Source organism: Pedobacter sp. ASV12, from assembly GCF_016429155.1.
Lineage (GTDB): Bacteria > Bacteroidota > Bacteroidia > Sphingobacteriales > Sphingobacteriaceae > Pedobacter.
The window spans coordinates 54644-74138 of sequence record NZ_JAELUC010000006.1 but is presented as its reverse complement, the minus strand read 5'-3'; the positions used below and the strand labels follow the sequence as shown (position 1 = coordinate 74138).

At 43.5% G+C, this 19495-nt stretch carries 20 protein-coding genes; 8 read left to right on the top strand and 12 right to left on the bottom strand.

All coding sequences use genetic code 11. The features are described from left to right. Nucleotides 1-95 precede the first annotated feature (95 nt). Together JHD69_RS03560 and JHD69_RS03555 are read left to right on the top strand one after the other, a co-directional pair. Nucleotides 96-2057: a glycoside hydrolase family 97 protein gene (locus JHD69_RS03560; RefSeq protein WP_199137480.1), complete on the top strand. Its 1962-nt coding sequence runs from the start codon at nucleotides 96-98 to the stop codon at nucleotides 2055-2057. Nucleotides 2058-2590: 533 nt separating this feature from the next. Continuing rightward, nucleotides 2591-3448: a polysaccharide lyase gene (locus JHD69_RS03555; RefSeq protein WP_199137478.1), complete on the top strand. Its 858-nt coding sequence runs from the start codon at nucleotides 2591-2593 to the stop codon at nucleotides 3446-3448. A 65-nt stretch (nucleotides 3449-3513) separates the two neighbouring features. Here the strand turns inward: JHD69_RS03555 and JHD69_RS03550 are convergent, their stop codons facing one another. Continuing rightward, entirely contained in the window at nucleotides 3514-5196 is a 1683-nt protein-coding gene (locus JHD69_RS03550) for a S41 family peptidase (protein ID WP_199137476.1), read from the bottom strand. 156 nt (nucleotides 5197-5352) lie between these two features. Between JHD69_RS03550 and JHD69_RS03545 the strand changes: the two genes are divergently transcribed. The 3 genes from JHD69_RS03545 (at nucleotide 5353) to JHD69_RS03535 (ending at nucleotide 7892) form a co-directional block, all read left to right on the top strand. After that, the gene (locus tag JHD69_RS03545) at nucleotides 5353-6432 is read left to right on the top strand and encodes a sensor histidine kinase (protein WP_199137474.1); all 1080 of its coding nucleotides are present in this window, start codon (nucleotides 5353-5355) and stop codon (nucleotides 6430-6432) included. After that, nucleotides 6429-7127, top strand: a complete 699-nt coding sequence (locus JHD69_RS03540) for a LytR/AlgR family response regulator transcription factor (RefSeq protein ID WP_199137472.1) — start codon at nucleotides 6429-6431, stop codon at nucleotides 7125-7127. The genes JHD69_RS03545 and JHD69_RS03540 overlap by 4 nt, the downstream gene beginning before the upstream one ends. A gap of 78 nt (nucleotides 7128-7205) precedes the next feature. Then, entirely contained in the window at nucleotides 7206-7892 is a 687-nt protein-coding gene (locus JHD69_RS03535) for a DUF2461 domain-containing protein (protein WP_199137470.1), read from the top strand. Here JHD69_RS03535 and JHD69_RS03530 read toward each other — a convergent pair. Beyond that, complete coding sequence (locus tag JHD69_RS03530; RefSeq protein WP_199137468.1) at nucleotides 7864-8331, bottom strand: helix-turn-helix domain-containing protein; 468 nt, start codon at nucleotides 8329-8331, stop codon at nucleotides 7864-7866. The genes JHD69_RS03535 and JHD69_RS03530 overlap by 29 nt on opposite strands. A 91-nt stretch (nucleotides 8332-8422) precedes the next feature. Between JHD69_RS03530 and JHD69_RS03525 the strand changes: the two genes are divergently transcribed. From JHD69_RS03525 to JHD69_RS03515, 3 genes are all read left to right on the top strand, one after another. Next, nucleotides 8423-9133 carry a CPBP family intramembrane glutamic endopeptidase gene (locus tag JHD69_RS03525; protein WP_199137466.1) on the top strand — a complete coding sequence of 237 codons (711 nt, stop codon included), beginning with the start codon at nucleotides 8423-8425 and terminating at the stop codon, nucleotides 9131-9133. A gap of 93 nt (nucleotides 9134-9226) precedes the next feature. Beyond that, entirely contained in the window at nucleotides 9227-9568 is a 342-nt protein-coding gene (locus JHD69_RS03520) for an ArsR/SmtB family transcription factor (protein WP_199137464.1), read from the top strand. Continuing rightward, the gene (locus JHD69_RS03515; RefSeq protein ID WP_199137462.1) at nucleotides 9555-10040 is read left to right on the top strand and encodes an SRPBCC family protein; all 486 of its coding nucleotides are present in this window, start codon (nucleotides 9555-9557) and stop codon (nucleotides 10038-10040) included. The genes JHD69_RS03520 and JHD69_RS03515 overlap by 14 nt, the downstream gene beginning before the upstream one ends. 80 nt (nucleotides 10041-10120) lie before the next feature. Here JHD69_RS03515 and JHD69_RS03510 read toward each other — a convergent pair whose 3' ends face one another. From JHD69_RS03510 to JHD69_RS03465, 10 genes are all read right to left on the bottom strand, one after another. After that, the gene (locus JHD69_RS03510) at nucleotides 10121-10651 is read right to left on the bottom strand and encodes a GNAT family N-acetyltransferase (protein ID WP_199137459.1); all 531 of its coding nucleotides are present in this window, start codon (nucleotides 10649-10651) and stop codon (nucleotides 10121-10123) included. Continuing rightward, nucleotides 10651-10947, bottom strand: coding sequence for a DUF3817 domain-containing protein (locus JHD69_RS03505; protein WP_199137457.1), 297 nt, complete (start codon nucleotides 10945-10947; stop codon nucleotides 10651-10653). Before JHD69_RS03505 ends, JHD69_RS03510 begins: the two co-directional genes overlap by 1 nt. Nucleotides 10948-11036: 89 nt before the next feature. Further along, complete coding sequence (hscB, locus tag JHD69_RS03500) at nucleotides 11037-11558, bottom strand: Fe-S protein assembly co-chaperone HscB (protein WP_199137455.1); 522 nt, start codon at nucleotides 11556-11558, stop codon at nucleotides 11037-11039. 88 nt (nucleotides 11559-11646) lie between these two features. Beyond that, nucleotides 11647-13050 carry an RIP metalloprotease RseP gene (gene rseP / locus JHD69_RS03495; RefSeq protein ID WP_199137453.1) on the bottom strand — a complete coding sequence of 468 codons (1404 nt, stop codon included), beginning with the start codon at nucleotides 13048-13050 and terminating at the stop codon, nucleotides 11647-11649. Between the two features lie 7 nt (nucleotides 13051-13057). Further along, nucleotides 13058-14236 carry a 1-deoxy-D-xylulose-5-phosphate reductoisomerase gene (locus JHD69_RS03490; RefSeq protein WP_199137451.1) on the bottom strand — a complete coding sequence of 393 codons (1179 nt, stop codon included), beginning with the start codon at nucleotides 14234-14236 and terminating at the stop codon, nucleotides 13058-13060. 52 nt (nucleotides 14237-14288) lie between these two features. Continuing rightward, complete coding sequence (locus JHD69_RS03485) at nucleotides 14289-15791, bottom strand: GH3 auxin-responsive promoter family protein (protein WP_199137449.1); 1503 nt, start codon at nucleotides 15789-15791, stop codon at nucleotides 14289-14291. A gap of 83 nt (nucleotides 15792-15874) precedes the next feature. Beyond that, the gene (locus tag JHD69_RS03480) at nucleotides 15875-16750 is read right to left on the bottom strand and encodes a hypothetical protein (RefSeq protein WP_199137448.1); all 876 of its coding nucleotides are present in this window, start codon (nucleotides 16748-16750) and stop codon (nucleotides 15875-15877) included. Then, the gene (locus JHD69_RS03475) at nucleotides 16747-17715 is read right to left on the bottom strand and encodes a glycosyltransferase (RefSeq protein WP_199137447.1); all 969 of its coding nucleotides are present in this window, start codon (nucleotides 17713-17715) and stop codon (nucleotides 16747-16749) included. The genes JHD69_RS03480 and JHD69_RS03475 overlap by 4 nt, the downstream gene beginning before the upstream one ends. A 63-nt stretch (nucleotides 17716-17778) precedes the next feature. Further along, nucleotides 17779-18729 carry a glycosyltransferase family 2 protein gene (locus JHD69_RS03470; RefSeq protein ID WP_199137446.1) on the bottom strand — a complete coding sequence of 317 codons (951 nt, stop codon included), beginning with the start codon at nucleotides 18727-18729 and terminating at the stop codon, nucleotides 17779-17781. Nucleotides 18730-18903: 174 nt separating this feature from the next. Next, nucleotides 18904-19491, bottom strand: a complete 588-nt coding sequence (locus JHD69_RS03465; protein WP_199137445.1) for a DUF4199 domain-containing protein — start codon at nucleotides 19489-19491, stop codon at nucleotides 18904-18906. Between the last annotated feature and the right edge of the window lie 4 nt (nucleotides 19492-19495).

Sequence of the window (19495 nt, the reverse complement as noted above, 5' to 3'; positions counted from 1 at the left end):
TTACACAAAAAAGCACCTGATCCTTTCTTTATTTTCATATTTCGACCTAACTTACACAGCAAAACCTGTTAAAATCTCTTACATCCTACCAAAAAATGAAAAAATCTATCCTTTTTGCCTTGATGTTATTGCTCATCAAGCCCGTATTTGCCAAGGATTATGAACTCAGTTCTCCTGCTGGAAACAACCAAATCAAAATCAGCTGCGATAAAAGCATCTCTTTTGTGGTATTGAATCAAGGAAGTCCAATCTTAACCACCCAGCAAATCGCCTTAACGCTTAAAGATCTGGGCATTTTAGGTCAAGACCCAAAAGTAGCCAAGGAAATAAGAACCAAGGCCAGTACCAGCATCCGGGTTGATGTACCAGTAAAGTTCAAAACCATTACCGACGAATACAATCAGCTCGAATTGGTGTTTAAAGGCAATTACAGCATTATTTTCAGGGCGTACAATAATGGCGTGGCCTATCGTTTTGTAACGAGCCTTAAAAACGACAAGGTTTTTGTAAACAACGAAAACTTTGCCTTTCAGGTAAACGACGCCCAAAATGCCATTTGGCCTTTTGAAGGATCAAAACATGCCAATCTTTTCCTTTCCCATTTCGAATATTCGTTTAAACCGCAAAAATATACGGCTATCGATAGCGCGCAGGTTGGGTTGCCTACCTATTTTACGGCAAAAAACGGTGCCAAGATTGTTTTTACCGAATCAGACCTCTTCGATTATCCCAATCTTTTCATCAAGAAAAAAGACAATATAACAGGCGTTTTCCCGCATGTAATTTTAGAACAGCAAAAAGTGGGCGACCGCAGCATCAAAATCTTAAAAGAAGCCGATTACATTGCCGAAACCAATGGCACCCGAAACTATCCTTGGCGACTTTGGATGATCAACGATAATGATGCGGGCCTCCTTACCAACACCTTGGTTTATCAATTGGCCACGCCCTCAAAAATCAAGGATGCCAGCTGGATCAAACCGGGCAAGGTAGCCTGGGACTGGTGGAACGACAATAACATTTATGGTGTCGACTTTAAATCGGGCATCAATACCGAAACCTATAAATACTACATCGATTTTGCTTCGAAATACGGCCTCGAATACATCATGCTTGATGAAGGTTGGACCAAGACCACGCAAGATATTCTCCACTCCAATCCCAACATCGATATTCCGGAGTTGGTGGCCTACGGCAAAAAGAAAAACGTAAGCGTATTGCTTTGGGTGTTGTGGAATCCGCTGAACGAAAAAATGGACGAAGTTTTAGACCTTTATAAAAACTGGGGCGTTAAAGGCATCAAGGTCGATTTTATGGCCAGGGCCGAGCAATACATGGTAAACTTTTACACGCGCACTGCCGAAGCCTGCGCCAAAAGAAACCTCATGGTCGATTTCCATGGTGCCTATAAACCTACCGGACTGCACCGCACCTATCCTAACGTAATTTCGTACGAAGGCGTACATGGACTGGAAAACAACAAATGGGAAGCCACCGTTACACCCGAACACGATGCCTTGTTGCCTTTTACAAGGATGATGGCCGGTCCGATGGATTATACGCCAGGAGCCATGCGCAATGCCATTAAATCTAATTTTAATGCCGTGTACAGCCAGCCCATGAGCATGGGCACCCGCGCGCACCAAACGGCCTTGTACGTCTTATTCGAAAGTCCGTTGCAAATGCTAGCCGATAATCCTTCAAACTATCAGCAAGACGAAAAATATACCCGCTACCTGGCGCAGTTCCCTTCTATTTGGGAGGATACAAAGGTGCTTTACGCCGATGCGGGAAAAGCAGTAGTTTTGGCCAGAAAACTAGGCAACAAGTGGTATTTGGGTGGCATTACCAACTGGAATACTTTTGCCCAGGATTTTAAGCTCGACTTTTTGGGCAAAGGAAAATTCAACCTCGAATTGCTCGAAGACGGCATGAATGCCAATAAAATGGCCGAAGACTATAGAATTACCCAAAAACAGGTGGATGCCACCAGTGTATTGCCAGTGAAGATGGCTCAAGGCGGTGGCTTTGCTGCCGTGCTAACCCCTAGCAATTAGGCATCATTTTTTCCAAGCCCATTCAAAAGCCCTCTATTCGGGGGCTTTTTTTTGTTCCCAAACACTATAAAAAAACGATGCGTACCAAACGTATCAATCCTGATTTTGACCAAAAACCTATCTTCCATAAAATCAAGTCATTAGCCAAATAAAACCTTGAGGAACAAACGTATCAAAAAACATATAACTATTTAAATATCAATTAGTTATATTTATTTTTATTTGGATTTATAGCGATTGCTCCAGTATCTTTAGGATAAGGTAACCAAGTATTTAAGGTATGAGCAACAGACCACGCTATGCAGGCCATAGACAAGGTGTAAGGCTTTCTATAGCCATGACCTTCCCTCTTTACTTCGTTTTGACGGCAAATCATCATCCGTATATCAACTCATATCCCTATTTATTTTCACGAAACAGCTAAGCCATCGCAACTGCAGGCAACTGTCGAGGACAGGAACTTGCCCTTAAAAACTAATCGAATTGTAACCTAAAAACTAAACTAGATGAACACCAACCCTAAACTTTTAAAATTGACGGGAATCGCTATGCTCTTGCTGTCGGCAAGCTTTAGTGCATGCCAAAAAGACAAGGTAGACACCACAAACGGAACTGCCGATCCAAAGAAAGCAATAGAACTGCCAAAATCGGCAGTAGTTGAGCAGGCCTGGCCCAGCAACATCAACACGGGCTTTACCCACCCCGATGGCACTTATACCTATAGTTTGGCCAGCGCCGATTTCGGTTCGGCAACACTTGGTGGCTGGAACGACAGCCGTGCCTGGATTTCGGGCAACTGGGCTCGTGCTACGCTGATGCCCAACTCGGTATCTAATGGTTTGATTGCCGATGTAGACCTTTCTGATGGCTCGGCCTATGAAGCTACCTGGAAAGTACGCTTCCATAGCCAATTCGACTGGAGCCGCGGTGGCAAAGTAGGTTTTGGCTTTTTAATCGGCGAAGGCAATACGGGCTGCGACATTGCAACCGACGGCAACGGAGGCAGCTTGCGCCTGATGTGGTACAATACCGGAAGCAGGGTCTATTTTCAGCCTTATGTTTACCACAGGGATATGGCCGGCCCTTGTGGCGATACTTTCGGCAAAACCTATCCAACCAGCGGCAGTTTGGTAAAAGGCCAAACCTATACCGTGCACATGTACCTCAAAAGCAATACCGGTTCTAATACCAACGGCTGGGTACAGGTTAAAATTGACGGCAATACGGTACTTGACCAGGCCATCCGCTGGACCACCAACGATGCGCAAAGGCTGATCAAGAAATTGTCTTTCCACAACTTTAGAGGAGGCAAGGATGTGGCCGTTTGGGGCTCGAGCCAAACCAGCTATATTTATTTCGACGATCTGGTGGTGAACAAAATCAGTAATTAACAAATAACTTTGCAGGTCGTGTGGCGTTAAGCGTTGATTAATGGCGCCATGCGACCTGCAAAAAACTACCTGCCTGTTTTAGCAAACTCAATGGCACGGTTAAGGATGGGATCTTTCTTATTGATTACATCCTGAATGGTGTATTTTACTCGAATATCCAAACGGATGCCTCGCCTTTGTGTAGCTGTTCCATCAGGATAATAAATGCCCAAACCAGAAAAATTAATGGCATAGCCTCCAGGCAAAATGGTACGGGTAACATTACCGTCGGCTCCTGCGGTTTGTTCGCCGACCACCGTTACGTTCGAGCCGGTCTTTAAAGTCATACAAGCCCATTCAGCAGCACTCTGCGTACGGCTATCCACCAATAATATTACCTTGCCTTGATAAGGATTTGTATTGTTTTTTCCCACATACGCATAAGCTGTACCTTCATTGGCTATTTTATATTTCATCATGCCAGGTAAGGCAAAATCAGGATAGGTGTTACGCGCATAAATACTTGGCTGGACTAAAAAATAGGCTGGCAGGTCATAAATCCCAGTTCCATTGGTCGGATAATTCCTCATATCGAATATAATCGCCTTTGTATCTAGCAATTTCCCCATCACGCTGTCTATATTCTTTTTGTTGATATTACTGAAATAGACATAGCCCACTCCTTTCTCTACCATCTCCATTGCCACTGGCTTGGTCATTTCAAAAAAATCGAGATAGTCTTTTAGGAAATTGCGTTCATACTGTCCCACCACAACCTTGAACTTTCGGCGGTTCGGTTCGCTTCCGGCAAAAGAAGCTTCTTGACCTTTCGTATTGAGAATAAAACCAGCCATTGCTTTGAGCTTGCCACCATCGTTAGAAGCGGGCACAAGACCCCAATAGGCCTTGATCCTGGCCTTAAGCGACTGCCCATCAATAGTTTTGATAACGCTACCCACTTTCAGACCGTTTCTAACTAGACTACTGTCAACGACTTTGGTAACTATTGCTTTCCCATCAATTAGCTTAAAATTGAATGGTGGACTATATTTGCCAATAAGATGGGTATAGACTTCTGGCCAAAGTCCTCCGTGCGAATCGTTAACTGAAGCCGCCATTTTGGCCAATGCCTTGTAATAAGATAAGCTATCTGTTGCATGAATCATTATTGGAATCATCTCGTTTAACATTTTTTCCCAAGGCTTGCCAATCTCATATTTATATGGGTAATAATAATTGATCACGTTCCAGAACCTGAAAAGGGTCAACAGGCGATAATTCACATCAGGAAAAGCCATTTCTTGATAACGCTTTTCATTAGGCGTAAAAACAGTGCTGTCGTTATCGGGATTGGGCTGGGCATAATAATTCGTTCCAGAATAAGGGTGTTTTGCAATGTAATGAAGTGCTCGCTTTTGATCAAAACGAAGATCTGGACAATGGTCAATCCAGGAAACATCATAATTTTTGTAGCAAATGGCATTCCTATCCTTTAGTTGGTATAAACTTGCCGTATCAGGGCCGGCTATTTTCAGCATTCTGTCTATTGCCGATTGCACATTGTCCTTTGACAACAGCAATCCTTTGACACCAGCAATCAAAATGCTGTCCCAATCATGTTTTCCGGTGGCAATATTTGGGTGATAGTACTTGAGCAAACCCCATGTTTTGGCCAAGGAAGCCAACGCTGCTACCTGTTTTAGGGTCTGCGCACGAAGCTGTGACATGCACAAAAAGAGCAACACAGCGCTAATTAAAAGTTTTTTCATACCGCAAGTATGCACCTATATACCAAGCGAGGCAATTAAATTAGATAGAAAGCCAAATTGAAACGTTGAACCAGAAAAGTCCTTAGTTCGGCGAGAAAAAAGCAGGTTTCACCTAAAAAATCATTCGATATAAAAATAAACCAATTATCTTGACCCATGCGTTTTTCCTTCTCATCGCTCAGCTATCAACAAAAAAACTTTATTGCCGAGTTTGCCTATCTTTTTGTGGTTGGCGTACTTAGTCCATTTGCTGTTGGCCTACAAATATTTTCCCATTTTTCATATACGGTGAGCCTGGTGTTGCTCAATATCCTGCAGTTGCCTGTGATTGTGTTGTTTTACCGGGTCTATTTACCTAAGTTCATCGGCAAAAAAAGTTACCTACTAGCGACATTTCTTTTTCCGTTTTACCTGTTGCTCTACGAATTGAGTTCGAGACTAAGCTGCCTAGCCATTATACACATACCATTTATCCCCGAAGGTTATCGCACTGCGCTAATGGGCGCACATCCCGAAGATTTCACTAAAGGCTATTTCAGTCAATCTATCGGCTATACCTGCCTCGTACTCTTGGCGGCCACTTCACTGTATGTAGTAAAACTTCTATTCAAAAACCAACATAATCTCTATCTGTTGGAAACCGAAAAACTAAGGCTGGAGCTCCAACATCTCAAATCGCAGGTACAGCCTCACTTTTTCTTCAATACGCTCAACAATATGTATGCATTAAGCGTACAAAATTCGCCAGAAACCCCAAAAATGATTACCGACCTTTCGGCCATCATGCGTTATGTACTTTATGAAACCCAACAAGATAAAGTTCCGTTGCAACAGGAAATCGATTTCATTAAAAGCTATATCCGGTTAGAAAACTTAAGGCACGAACAAGCTAATCTGATTGATTTTTCGATCCAAGGCAAAGTAACCGATATAGTTATAGAACCCATGCTCTTTTTACCTCTGATCGAAAACACCTATAAGCATGCCCTGCAAAAGGATATGCCAAATAAATGGGTTAGACTTATTCTATCAGTTGATGAAGACGAATTGATTTTTCAGGCAGCAAACGCCAAATTGCCCAATCCCAATAAATTGCAGAGCAATAGTAAGCAAAGTGGCATAGGCCTGGCCAATGTGAGAAAAAGAGTAGCGCTGCTTTACCCTAATCGGCATGAATTGGTTATACACAATGAAGAGCGTACCTTTACAGCAACCCTAACCATTCAGCTCAAATGATAAACTGCATTGTAGTAGACGACGAGCCACTGGCCAGGCAACTCATCGAGTCGTACATAGACCAGATTCCAAGCCTCAAACACCTGGGCAGCTACCAAAGCGCGATAGAAGCCTTTGCTGCCCTACACGAACAGCAAATAGATGTTGTTTTTCTGGACATAGAAATGCCGGGGATAAACGGACTCAACTTTATCCGGTCGCTAAAAACAAGTCCAAAAGTGATATTGATCACGGCTTATGGCCACTATGCAGTCGATGCTTTTGAAATAGAAGCAGTTGATTACCTTGTTAAGCCGGTAACCTTCGAACGTTTTTTAAAAGCCATCCAAAAAATAGGCCTCCGCAAAGATGAGTCTGTTGCTACCAGTCAAGTTACAGCGCAGAGCTACATATTTTTAAAAGTAGACAAGCGCCTGATCAAGTTAGAACTTTCAGACATTGTGCATGCTGAAGGCCTAGGCGATTACCTAAAAGTTTATACCACTAGCCAAACCTACATCAGTTACATGACCTTGAGCAAGCTCGAAACCCTGCTGCCCGCCGACAAGTTTACCCGTATCCACCGCTCTACCATTGTGAATATTGCATTTATTCAGTTCATAGAGGGCAATTTTGCAAAAGTAAACAATCAGGACCTGGCCATTGGCCTAACCTTTAAAGATGCTCTTCTTGCCAAAATCAGCCAAACCTTATAAAAAGACACAAAGATTATAATGACTATTGAGTTTTGTTTAAGCTGAGCAGTATATTTGTGTACCTCATCTGTTAACAACATGTCAAAACCAATCATAAAGCTTTCCAGCCTCGCTTTTTTGAATACCATAAAAAAGAACAACGACAGAGATTGGTTTCAGGCCAACAAGGAAACCTATTTGAAGGAACTGGCCGTAATAGAAAGTTTTGCCGACCAACTATTGGCCGAACTGAATATCCACGACCTGATCGAAACCGCTTCTGGCAAAAAGAGCTTGTACCGAATTTACCGCGATACGCGTTTTTCGACCGACAAAACACCTTATAAAACACATTGGAGTGGCAGTTTTAAACGGGCTACCCAATATCGCAGGGGCGGTTATTATTTTCATATCGAACCGGGCAACAGCCTGATTGCAGGTGGCTTTTGGGGGCCAGCAACCGACGATTTGAAACGGATTAGAGAAGATATTGCTTTTGACGACGCCCCGCTGAGGAAGATTTTGAGCGACCCTACATTTGTACAGACTTTCGGCGAACTGCGGGGCGAACAACTCAAAACCGCTCCGAAAGGCTTCGATGCCGAACATCCAGCCATCGATCTGTTGCGCTACAAACAGTTTTTATTGGTCAGAAAATTTACCGACCAAGAAGTATTGGACGAAAGTTTTTTGCAACAGGCAAGCCTTACCTTCAAAAACATGCGCCCTTTTTTCGATTACATGAGCGAGGTACTAACTACCGATAGCGATGGCCTGTCGCTTTAGACTGCCCTTTCCAAATCAGCAACAAAAACAAGGCATAACTCACTAAAAGAACCAGCACCAAAACCAACATTTCAAAATTGGTTTCCGGAAACCTGGCACTTTGCGCTACAAAAGCAAGAGTGGCCAGCAACAGCACGATCAAAAGTGCAACCGATAAAATCAGCCGCTGTATAAAATTGAGGCCCAGAGGAGTACCTTTTGCCTGGCTTGGGTCAACCGGCTTGATCAATTGGTTGAGCTCCAGGTTGAGCGTGCGGCCCAAAACCTTAAGTGTATAAAGCCTGGCTTGTACTTCGGCACCTTCAATTCTTTGAACAGAGCGCAAAGCTATCCCCGAATTTTCGGCGAGTTCCTGCTGGCTCCAGCCTTTGTTTAGCCTGCCGGCTTTTACGGCATCGGCTATTTTGTTTTTATCGTATTCCATATTGGACAACGCCATTGCTGCGCCATTTGCAAATGGCGCAAGTTTCGGCCGATTAAAGATATTAGTTTTGGGCCAAACCCCCGACTTCCCCAACAAAATCTTATTCATGATTGGTATTTTTATTTTATTAGCATTGACCATCGGCATTATCCTGCTCCTGCACAAAAGCTGGAAAGACCTGCTGGGCATGATTCCATCGGGCAGAATAATAGCCTATTTTATAGCAGGCCTACTACTCATGTCTGCCTTGTGCTTAGTCAATATCGGCATAGCTACCTTCTTCAAATCGATAACGTGGCAAACAAATTCTGGTTTTTCGTGGCCCCAGCTGCGCTCGATTAGCCAATACATGTTCAAAGCTGTGCTGACTGAAGAATTGCTCTTTAGGGGAATTTTGTTCTACCTGATTTTAAGGAAACTCAAAACCAAAACCGCCTGCTTGATTTCGGCCATTGCCTTTGGCGCCTATCATTGGCTAAGTTATGGAGCCATATCTTTTAATGGGGTACAGCAGTGCTACATTTTGCTGATTACGGGCTTGGCCGGATATGCCTGGGCTTATGCCTTTGCCAAATCAAAGACCATTTGGCTACCGATCGGCCTCCATTTGGGATGGAACATCGGCAATGCCCTTTTCCATCCAGCTAAAGGTTTCGATGCCTTGCTGGTGATAGCACACCAAAAACAACTTTCGCCATGGGCAGACGCCATCCTTTCGTTTGGATTAGGCTTATTGCCAAACCTGCTTCTTTTGATTCTTTTAAAGCATTTGGTTAGTGCTTTGCAAAGGGATAAACGCTCCGCACAGCAGCCATAACACCACTCAACCTGGCCTGCTTTCAAGGATTTGAAAATAAATTTGCGCAATCAAATGATTGCATTTATATTTGCAACCATATAGTTGCATAATATGATCACACGAAGAGATGTTTTTCAGGCCATTGCCGATCCTACCCGCAGGGAGATCATCCACAGGATAGCACAGGCTCCCTTATCGCTTAACGAAGTTGCCGAAACCTTCGACATCAGCAGGCAGGCGGTATCAAAGCATATCCAAATTTTAACCGAATGTGGTTTGGTTACCATGAGGCAACAGGGGCGCGAGCGTTTTTGTGAGGCACAATTAGGCAAACTAAACGAAGTGGCCAACTGGGTTGAACAGTATAAAAAACACTGGGTTGGCCGTTTTGAGGCATTGGATAATTACCTAACCGAATTAAAAGAAAACCAAAAAGAAAATGGAACAAAGTAAAACAGAAGAAAAGGAAGTGCTGATCAGCCACCTTTTCAACGCACCGAGAGAATTGGTGTTCAAAGCATGGACAGATCCCCAATTATTGGTCAACTGGTACGCACCCGATGGCTGTACGATTGAGTTCAAAACACTTGATGTTACCCAAAATGGCGAATTCCACTCTTGTGTTCACGACCCGGTACATGGCGACTGCTGGATCAAAGGAACTTACCAGGAAGTGGTTTTTCCCGAAAAACTGGTTTTTACCATGATTTTAACCGATGAGCAGGGCAGCGCTGTAGAAGCCCTTGCTGCCGGAAAACCTGAAGACTGGCCTCAAGAAACCATCACCACGGTAACTTTCGCAGCCATTGGCGAGCAAACCAAGCTTACCCTGCACCAAACCATTCCGGAGGCACAGGCCAAAGCCACTGGCGCTTACCAAAGCTGGATCAAGATGTTCAATAAGCTGGAAGGAATTTTAGGTTAAGCATTTGGTGCTTGGTTCGATAATTAACGGCCGGGATAGAACGTCTCGGCCATTCTAATTTATCGTCCAGCTTTAGCCATCTACGCTTCCTTTAACTCCAGCTTCATCATCAGGTCTAGCTGTATTTCATCGCCAAGCTTAAATTCGTGGCTATCAAATTGCACAAAACCTATTTTCTGGTAAAAACTGATGGCCTTGTGGTTATGCTCCCATACGCCCAGCCACACGTACCGCTTACCTTCGAGTTTGGCTATTTCTATGGCCTTGTTTATCAGAAAAAGCCCTAGTTTTTGCCCCTGAAAAGCTCTCTTCAAATAAATGCGTTCTATTTCTACGGCATTTGCATCTTTTACATCGCTTTGCGCCTCGTTAAAATTGAGCTTGAGGTAACCGGCTACCTCCGAATTGACTTTGACCAAATAAAATGCCGAATCCCTACAATCCAGTTCTTTACTAAGTTTGGTTGCAGTTAGGTTATTAGCTACATATTGCGCCATGCTCCCGGCCGAATTGGTCGGCGCAAAGGTTTCTGTAAAAGTTTCGGTGCTTATGGCTACCAGTGCTTCCGTTGCCGAACTATCTATCTGTATAAATTCGATAAGCGCTTCCATTAATCAGCCTGTGGCTCTTCGTCCTTTAATTTTTTATCTACAAAAAATGGTGCAAAAGGCAATAAAGAAGCCACAAAAATAAGTACCGCCTTGCTAAATTTCCACTTGGTTTCTTGCCAGGCCATGACCAAGCAAGCGGCATAGCCCACAAATAATAAACCGTGCGCCCATCCGGTATATTTAACCGCCAAAGGTATATCGGCCAGGTATTTTAAAGGCATGGCAATAAACAGCAGCAGCAGGTAAGAAATTCCTTCGGCTACAGCTACTTTTCTGAAAATGTGTAAAGAAGTCATAAATTTAAGGGTATGCCTCAAAAGTAACCATTCAAGACTGAGCGAATGGCTCGATTTTCCTTTTTGACAATCCTTTAACCTTATTTGCTTTAACCCAACTTGGCCAGGCTTTCGGCTAACCGTTGCAGGTATTTGTTGCGGTAATACAAATCCTTGATGGCTTTGAGCTTTGTTTCTTCGTTACCTTGTTGCCGATCGAAACTTACTGTTAAGGTTTCCAGCTCTTGATGAAGCGCCTGTTCGATCTGCGCAATCTGGGCTTTTACTTCTTCCAGCTTGCCGGCCTCTGGCTCAAACTCCAGTTCCATCAAAGCTTCGTTTACATCCATCACTTCCATTAAGAAACCTTGGGGCAATACGTAATGCTCTCCATCTTGCAACTGGCCCTTTAAACTTAGCACATAATGCAGTATTTTCTGCGGGTCTTTCAACACCTGAAAAGCTTTGTTGTTAAGCGTAGAAAGCTCCAAAACCTCGTCTTGCTTGGCTTGGTCTTCGTTGATATAAAAATCGGGATGATATTTCTTGCTCAGCTCATAAAACTTTTGCCTCACCAATTGTTGGTCGGGATGAAAGCTGATAGGCAATTCGTAAAATTCGAAGTAGTCCATGGGTTGAAGGTTAAAGCTTGAAAACTAAAGTGGATGGCTAAAGGCCAGAGGCTTAAGATGATTGCTCAAGCCGCTAACCTCGTACATATTATTTGCCAAACAGTTTGAGTATATCGTTGCCGAAGGCGAAAACCATCAAGCTGAGCAGGATCACGAAACCTACAATTTGGGCACGTTCCATGAACTTATCGCTCAATGGCTTGCCTTTGATCATTTCAATAATCAAAAACACCACGTGGCCACCATCAAGTGCCGGAATAGGCAACAAGTTCATAAAAGCCAATGCAATAGAGATAAGGCCGGTTAAGCGCCAGAAGTTCTCCCAATCGAAATCGCTTCCGTAAACCTGTGCGATGCCAATCGGGCTGCTGATGTTACGCGCGCTTACTTTTCCGGTAATCATCTTCCAAATACCCTTGGCATTATCAGAAAACGTTGTCCAGGCTTTGTCTGTACCAACTGAAAACGACTCTAAAAAGCTATAATCCACATGCTTTTCAGGCAAGTCGAAAACTGCAAATCCAATTCCGATAGTACCGTCTTTGGCAACTTTAGGATTAAAATCTATGATTTTTCCTTTTCTGGATACTTGAACTGCGATTGTTTTGCCAGCCGATGCCTTGACTTCTGCAATAACCTGATCCCTGAGTGGAAGCGTTTTGCCGTTAACCGTTATGATGCTATCGCCAGTTCTAATTCCGGCATCGTATGCAGCGGTAGAATATTGTACTTGTTTATATTTGCCAAAAAGATTTTTGATTTTATCGATAAGACCTTTTGGATTGACCTTATTATCAGATGGTTTAAATACAAGGTTGATGTTTTTTACCGCAAACCTCGGTGCTACAAATTCTTTTATCCCATATTCGCTGATACTATCCAATACGGTTTCTGGCACTTTATAGTCCATGGCTTTGCCGTTCCTGGCAATGGTAAGCTTAGGACTACCCAAAAGTACCTTCGAGCTCATCAGTTCTTCGAAACGGATTACTTTTTGTCCGTTGATCGCCAAAATCTTGTCGCCGTTTTGTAGTCCCAAACTTTTGCCGATAACTCCTGGCGATACGCCATTTGTCAACTGGTCGTTAGGCGTATAGTTTTCGCCGTATTTAAAGGTAATCATCCAAAAAATGAAGATACCTACGACGATATTGACAATAATACCGCCCAGCATAACGATTAAACGCTGCCAGGCAGGTTTTGAACGGAACTCCCAAGGTTCTGCCGGCAAAGCCATTTGCTCGGTATCCATAGACTCGTCTATCATACCTGAAATCTTGACGTAGCCCCCCAAAGGCAGCCAGCCAATTCCATATTCAGTTTCGCCCACTTTGAAGCTAACCAACTTCACTCCCCAGGCATCGAAGAAAAGATAGAACTTCTCTACTTTTATGCCAAAGGCACGCGCCGCCAAAAAATGTCCTAACTCGTGTAAGATTACTAGTATTGATAAACCCAGCAAAAGCTGGCCCGCCATAATCAGTCCATTCATATCGTATTTAGTGTGTTTTTGTTTTTAGATTGGTTAAATTTTGTTTTGTTACGAGTTCGCTGGCAAATATACGTGTCTGCCGGTCGGTTTCTAAATAATTGTTGAGCGTTGGATGCGCTATAAAGCCGATGCTTTCCATACAGGTTTCGATGACATCGCTCATTTGTAAAAAACCGATGTTATCCTTTAAAAAAGCATCAACTACCACTTCGTTGGCGGCATTAATGATACAGGGCATGTTCCCTCCTTTTTCCATGGCCTGATAAGCCAGGCCGAGGTTTCTGAAGGTTTGGGTATCTGCTTGTGCAAAACTCAGTTCAGGATAGTTCAAAAAGTTGAAACGCTCGAAGTTGCTAACCATGCGATGAGGATAGGCCAAAGCATAATGGATAGGCAATTTCATGTCGGGAAGCCCCATTTGCGCTTTGATAGAGCCATCGCTAAACTGTACCATCGAATGGATGATCGACTGTGGATGGACAACAACCTCAATTTGGTTGCCGGTTAATCCAAACAACCATTTGGCCTCTATAGCCTCCAAGCCTTTGTTCATCAGCGAAGCCGAGTCGATGGTGATTTTGGCTCCCATTACCCAATTGGGATGCTTTAAAGCCTGTGCCTTGGTTACATGAGCCAAGAAAGCCCTATCCTTGCCCCTGAAAGGTCCGCCAGAAGCGGTGAGCATGATTTTTTCGATGGTGTTGTTTGCTTCACCAACCAGGCATTGAAAAATAGCCGAGTGCTCCGAATCAACCGGAATGATGCTAACACCGTTTTGTTTGGCCAGCTGCATCACCAATTCGCCGGCTACCACCAGGGTTTCCTTATTCGCCAAGCCGATGTCTTTTTTAGCTTCGATCGCGGCAATGGTAGGTTTGAGCCCTACCGAACCCATAATGGCCGTTAAAACCAATTGGGTTTGGGGCAGTTGAACAGCCGCCAACAAAGCGTCTTCGCCACACAACACCTGCGTATGGGGCAAGGCATTTTTAACCGTTTGATAATGGTCTTCGCAAGTAATCACCACCAAATCTGGCTTAAATTCGAGTGCCTGTTCAATCAGCAGATCGGCATTGCGCTGCGCAGTGAGCGCATTTACGCGGTACTGCGTTGGATTGCTCCGAACCACTTCCAAAGCTTGTGTACCTATTGATCCTGTACTGCCTAGTATAGCTATATTCTTCAATTCATTCTTTTTTAAGTACCATCCATTCTGGAATTACCATAGGGATAGCAATCTACGTCTTCACATACTGCGTTAGCTCGTCGGCAATCTTTCTATCGTTGCTTAAACGAGGCACTTTGTTTTGTCCGCCAAGCTTGCCAGCAGCGCGCATATAGTTTACAAAAGCATCTTGCTGCAAGGTACGGATAATTAACGGTTGCAGGATTTTGCCTTCAATGAGGTCAAAATAGTAAATATTCTTCTTTTGCAAAGCCTTATCTACTTTAGCGGCGAAGGCTTGCGGGTCTTTCGGCTCCGTACCAAACTCTACAAACCACTCATGGTAAGGCAATTGCCCATCTGGCGCATTCACCTGCGGCGCTACAGTAAATTCTGTAATTTCTACCCCTTCCTCGTTGGCTACCGAAAGCAACGCATGCTCTACCTCCTCGCCGATAACATGCTCGCCAAAAGCCGAAATGAAATGCTTGATGCGACCGGTGACCAAAATCTTATAGGGGTTTTTCGACACAAATTTCACGGTATCGCCAATGCTATAGCCCCATAAACCGGCATTGGTGTTTAAAATCAGTGCGTAATTCTTGTCCAGCTCCACTTCGCCCAAACTTAACCGGGTTGGATTTTCATTATAGTACTCGTCGGCGGGAATAAATTCGTAAAAAATGCCGGCGTTGGCCAATAGCAAAAGTCCTTTTTCCTGTTGACTGTCCTGATAGGCAATAAAACCTTCTGATGCCGGATAGGTTTCTATCGAATCGATCTTTTTGCCAATGCTGGCCTCTATCTTGGCGCGGTAAGGTTCGTAATTAACGCCACCATAAACAAACAGGCTAAAATTTTGGAAGATATCTTTTATTTTTTTGCCACCAGACTTTACTTTGAGCCTATCAAAATACATTTGTACCCATGGCGGAATACCCGAAATCAGGGTCATATCCTGGCTGATCGTTTCGCCTACAATCGCATCAACCTTTTCCTCCCAATCTTCGATGCAATTGGTTGGGTATGAAGGCAGCCTGTTTTTTTGCAAGTATGCCGGTACCAGATGGGCTACAATGCCCGATAAACGCCCTATTTTAATGCCATGCTTTTCGGTTAAAATCGGACTACCCTGCAGGAAGATCATTTTGCCATTTACGAAATCGGCCTTGCCTGTTTCATGAATATAGGTTAACAAGGCATTACGGGCCGCCTTGATGTGTTCGGGCATCGATTCCTTTGAAATAGGAATGTATTTTACGCCAGAAGTGGTGCCCGAAGTTTTGGCAAAATAGGCTGGTTTCCCTTTCCAGAGGATATTTTTTTCGCCAGCTACAACCCTATCTACATAAGGTTTCAAGGTTTCGTAATCGCGGATGGGCACCTTCGCCTTGAAATCGGCATAGCTCTTTATGGATGCAAAATCATGGTCATGTCCAAACACCGTAGCAGAAGCCCCTTTAATCAACGATTGGAAGATGGTTTGCTGCGCTTTTACCGCATCCTTTTTCCACTTGTCAATTCCTTTTACCACCCATGCCGCAAACGGCTTGCTCAATGCTGCTTTAAATCCCATTTTTCAGTTTACAGTTACCCGTTTACAATGCTCGGTTTTCAGTTGCCAATGAAGCCATGGCTAACAAACCTGTGCACTTTAAATTAAACAATGTTATGGATAATATCCGGATGCTCGTCACCTTTGTAGTCGCCCATGATCTTGCGGTAGGCCACCGCAAAAAAAGCCGTCGTAAAAGGCACAATCACAAACGAGCTGAATATGACCACAATCAGCGAAATGTATTGGTTGATATCGGTATCGAAGAAGAAATTGATCAAGCGGAAGCCTGTGGTCACTACTACATAGAAAAAGCCAAATACAATAGCTTGTACAATGACCAAACCCAGCAAAAAAAACATGAGCTTGATAAAGTTGCCCTTGGTAGTGGCCAGGCTCAGCTTAATGGATTCGAAAGGCGGAGAATGCTTATCGATGATGAAAAAAGGAAAGAAAATGATGCGGATAAACGTAAAGAAAATACTGATCATGGCAATAACCACCGCTATGTTAACAATGATCTTGCCGGTTTCGGCATAACCGGCAATAATATGCTGACTTACCGCAAATTTGAAAACCAGGTCTAAAATATACAGCACCGGCATGAGCAGAATACCTACTAAGAAGATACTGATACCAAAATAAATGGTGCCCAACAAGAAGCGGCCTATTTCCTTTCGGGTAGGCAAGGTATCGATAATCTTGATATCGGCATTTTCATCGTCGAGCAAATGAAAAATATACTTGATCATGCAAAGCTCTATCACGCAATAGCACATGATGAAAATGAGCAGCATCACGATCTTGATGCCAATATGCAGCTCTTCCATAAAGAAGGCCATAAAGGTTGAGGTAGATGCGGTGATGAAGATCAGGAAGCAAAGCGTAGCAATAGAAAAATAATTTTCTTTGGTTACCTTCCAGGCCTGCAACACGACATCCTTAACCGCAAATGTGCTTTCCTTTAGATAATCTATCATGATTGTTTAAATATAATTCGCTTAAAAAAATCCTGTATAAAGCCTAAACCATAGGCCGTAAGTTGTATAAAAGATGCAACTACACTCAAAAATGCAATTTTTATTGATTTGTTGACCTGCCAGGCATGAAAAAATATCAACACAAAAAAGAGCAGCAAAAAGAAATTGCATACCCAGGCCAATGGCCAATAAATAAAGTTGCACAATAGGGTAATGCCCAATCCGACAACAAAAAACGCCGGAAAGAAATGCACCAATTTCAGTTCTGCTGGGAAATGTTTGTAAATATTGATCCTTGCCCGCCCAAAAAAGTGGAGCTGCTTATAAAATTGCTTAAAGCTGGTTCTTCTCTTGTGAAAAACCTTGGCGGCCGGAATCAGGCCGATTTTAAAGCCGCTTTCGTGGATACGGATGCTGTACTCGATGTCTTCGCCCAAACGGGTGAGGATAAAGCCTCCTACCTTTTCCCAAACTTCTCTTGATACGCCCATGTTAAAGCTACGCGGATGGAACTGGCCAATATGCTGTTTATTGCCGCGGATACCACCGGTAGTAAACGGCGACGTCATGGCGTAGCTGATGGCTTTTTGTACAGGCGTAAAGGTATCGTGCGCGGCATCAGGACCGCCATAGGCATCCAGCTGATGCTCGAATAAATAGTCTTTTACGATTTCGAGATAATCGGCCGGGATGAGGCAATCCGAATCGAAGATGACAAAATAGTCGCCTTTGGCGCGTTCGAAACCAAAATTGCGCGAAAAGCCTTGCCCCTCGTTGGGCTTAAAAAAATATTTTACGTCTAAGCGGTTGGCATAAGAAGCCACAATATCCTTGGCATCGTTTACCGAACCATCTTCAATAACCAGCACCTCAAACTGCGTATAGGTTTGCCTGGTTAGGGTTTCCAGCAGTTCGTCTATTTCTTGCGGACGGTTGTAAAGTGGTATGATGATAGAGAAAAACATGTGTTAAGGTAAAAGGTAAAAGGTTGAAGGTTTACGGCGTGAATATACCTTACGCCCTATGCCTTAAAGTTCCTTCTCAATTAAGTACTGGTTTCTTTCTGGAGCGTTGCGCGTGACCAGTTCGGCCACAAATCCGGTAAGGAACATTTGTGAACCGACGATAATGGCTACCAAAGCTATATAAAACAAGGGTTGGTCTGTAATTTCTCTTTTGTAAGGAATATGTGCGGCAATATGATAAAGTTTTACGCCTATCATCCACAAGGTCATGATCATGCCCACAAAAAAGCTCAATACGCCCAGCGAGCCGAAAAAATGCATGGGCCTTTTGCCAAACTTGCCCACAAAAAAGATAGAAAGCAGGTCTAAAAAGCCATTGATAAAACGACTCAGGCCAAATTTGGTTACCCCATATTTCCTGGCCCGGTGCTCTACTACCTGTTCGCCAATTTTGCTGAAACCCGCCCATTTGGCAATTACCGGAATGTAGCGGTGCATTTCGCCGTATACTTCGATGGTTTTGACTACATCTTTGCGGTAGGCTTTTAGGCCACAGTTGAAATCGTTGAGCTGTATGCCACTCATTTTGCGGGTAGCCGCGTTAAACAGCTTGGTGGGTATAGTTTTGGTAATCGGGTCGTAGCGCTTTTTTTTCCAGCCCGACACGATATCGAAGTTTTCTTCTTTGATCCTTCTGTAAAGTTCCGGCACTTCATCCGGACTATCCTGCAAGTCGGCGTCCATGGTAATGATCACATCGCCTTGCGCCACTTCAAAACCCACATTCAGGGCCGCAGATTTGCCGTAATTCCTCCTGAACTTGATGCCTTTTACGCTGCCATAACTTTCTTTGAGCTGCGTAATGACCGACCATGAAGTATCCTTGCTGCCATCATCAATAAAAATGGCTTCGTACGAGAAGTTGTTTTCGGTCATCACCTTATCTATCCAAGCGATCAGCTCAGGCAACGATTCCTCTTCGTTATAGAGTGGAATTACTATTGATATATCCATTAATTTAGAGTTGTCGTCATTGTTTCAAAAAGGGTACTCTGCAACCGGATTGCTGCCAGCCCGGTTCCTATCTGTTCTTTTGTTTGCAACAACGTACGGTTTGTATAAATTAAAACGTGCAAATTTCATCAAATTAAATGACAAAACCTGCACGTATTCGATTACTAATTATACTTAATTTTCGTTGGTATCACTTACAAACAAGGGAGGCTCTTTTTTAAAGATGGCTCCGAATATTAACGCAAACACAAACACAAAAAGTACACCGATCAGGTAGCCTTGTACAGACTGCATAACCGTACCGCTGTTTTTCTTTTTAAACTCTTCGTCTTTTTGCTTGATTACTTCATCGATTTTGGCCTTGTCTACGCCTTGTTTTTCCATCATTTTTGTTGTAGCATCCGTAATGGACGTTTGGATCTTGGCCTGCATGTCAGGCTCAACCAACTTAACGTACGCTACGTTTACTACCGAAGAAATCAGGTAGCTGGTTAGGAACATGATGAATATTCCTGAGGTAGCCCTTCTAAAATTCCAGTAGCCCCCTATTTTTTTACGAAGGTCTTTGCTGAAGAAAACCGCAATAACAATAGGAAGAATAATATTTAGGCAAACGGGATAAAGGAAGATGGCCCAAATGGAAGTCGAGTTCATAATCAGGTAAGCCGAAACAAGACCTAATACCACCATAATCAGACCTAAGCCCAAGCCGTTCTTGATTGCTTCGACCTTTAAGTCCTTATCGTTAAATTTAATTTCCATGTTA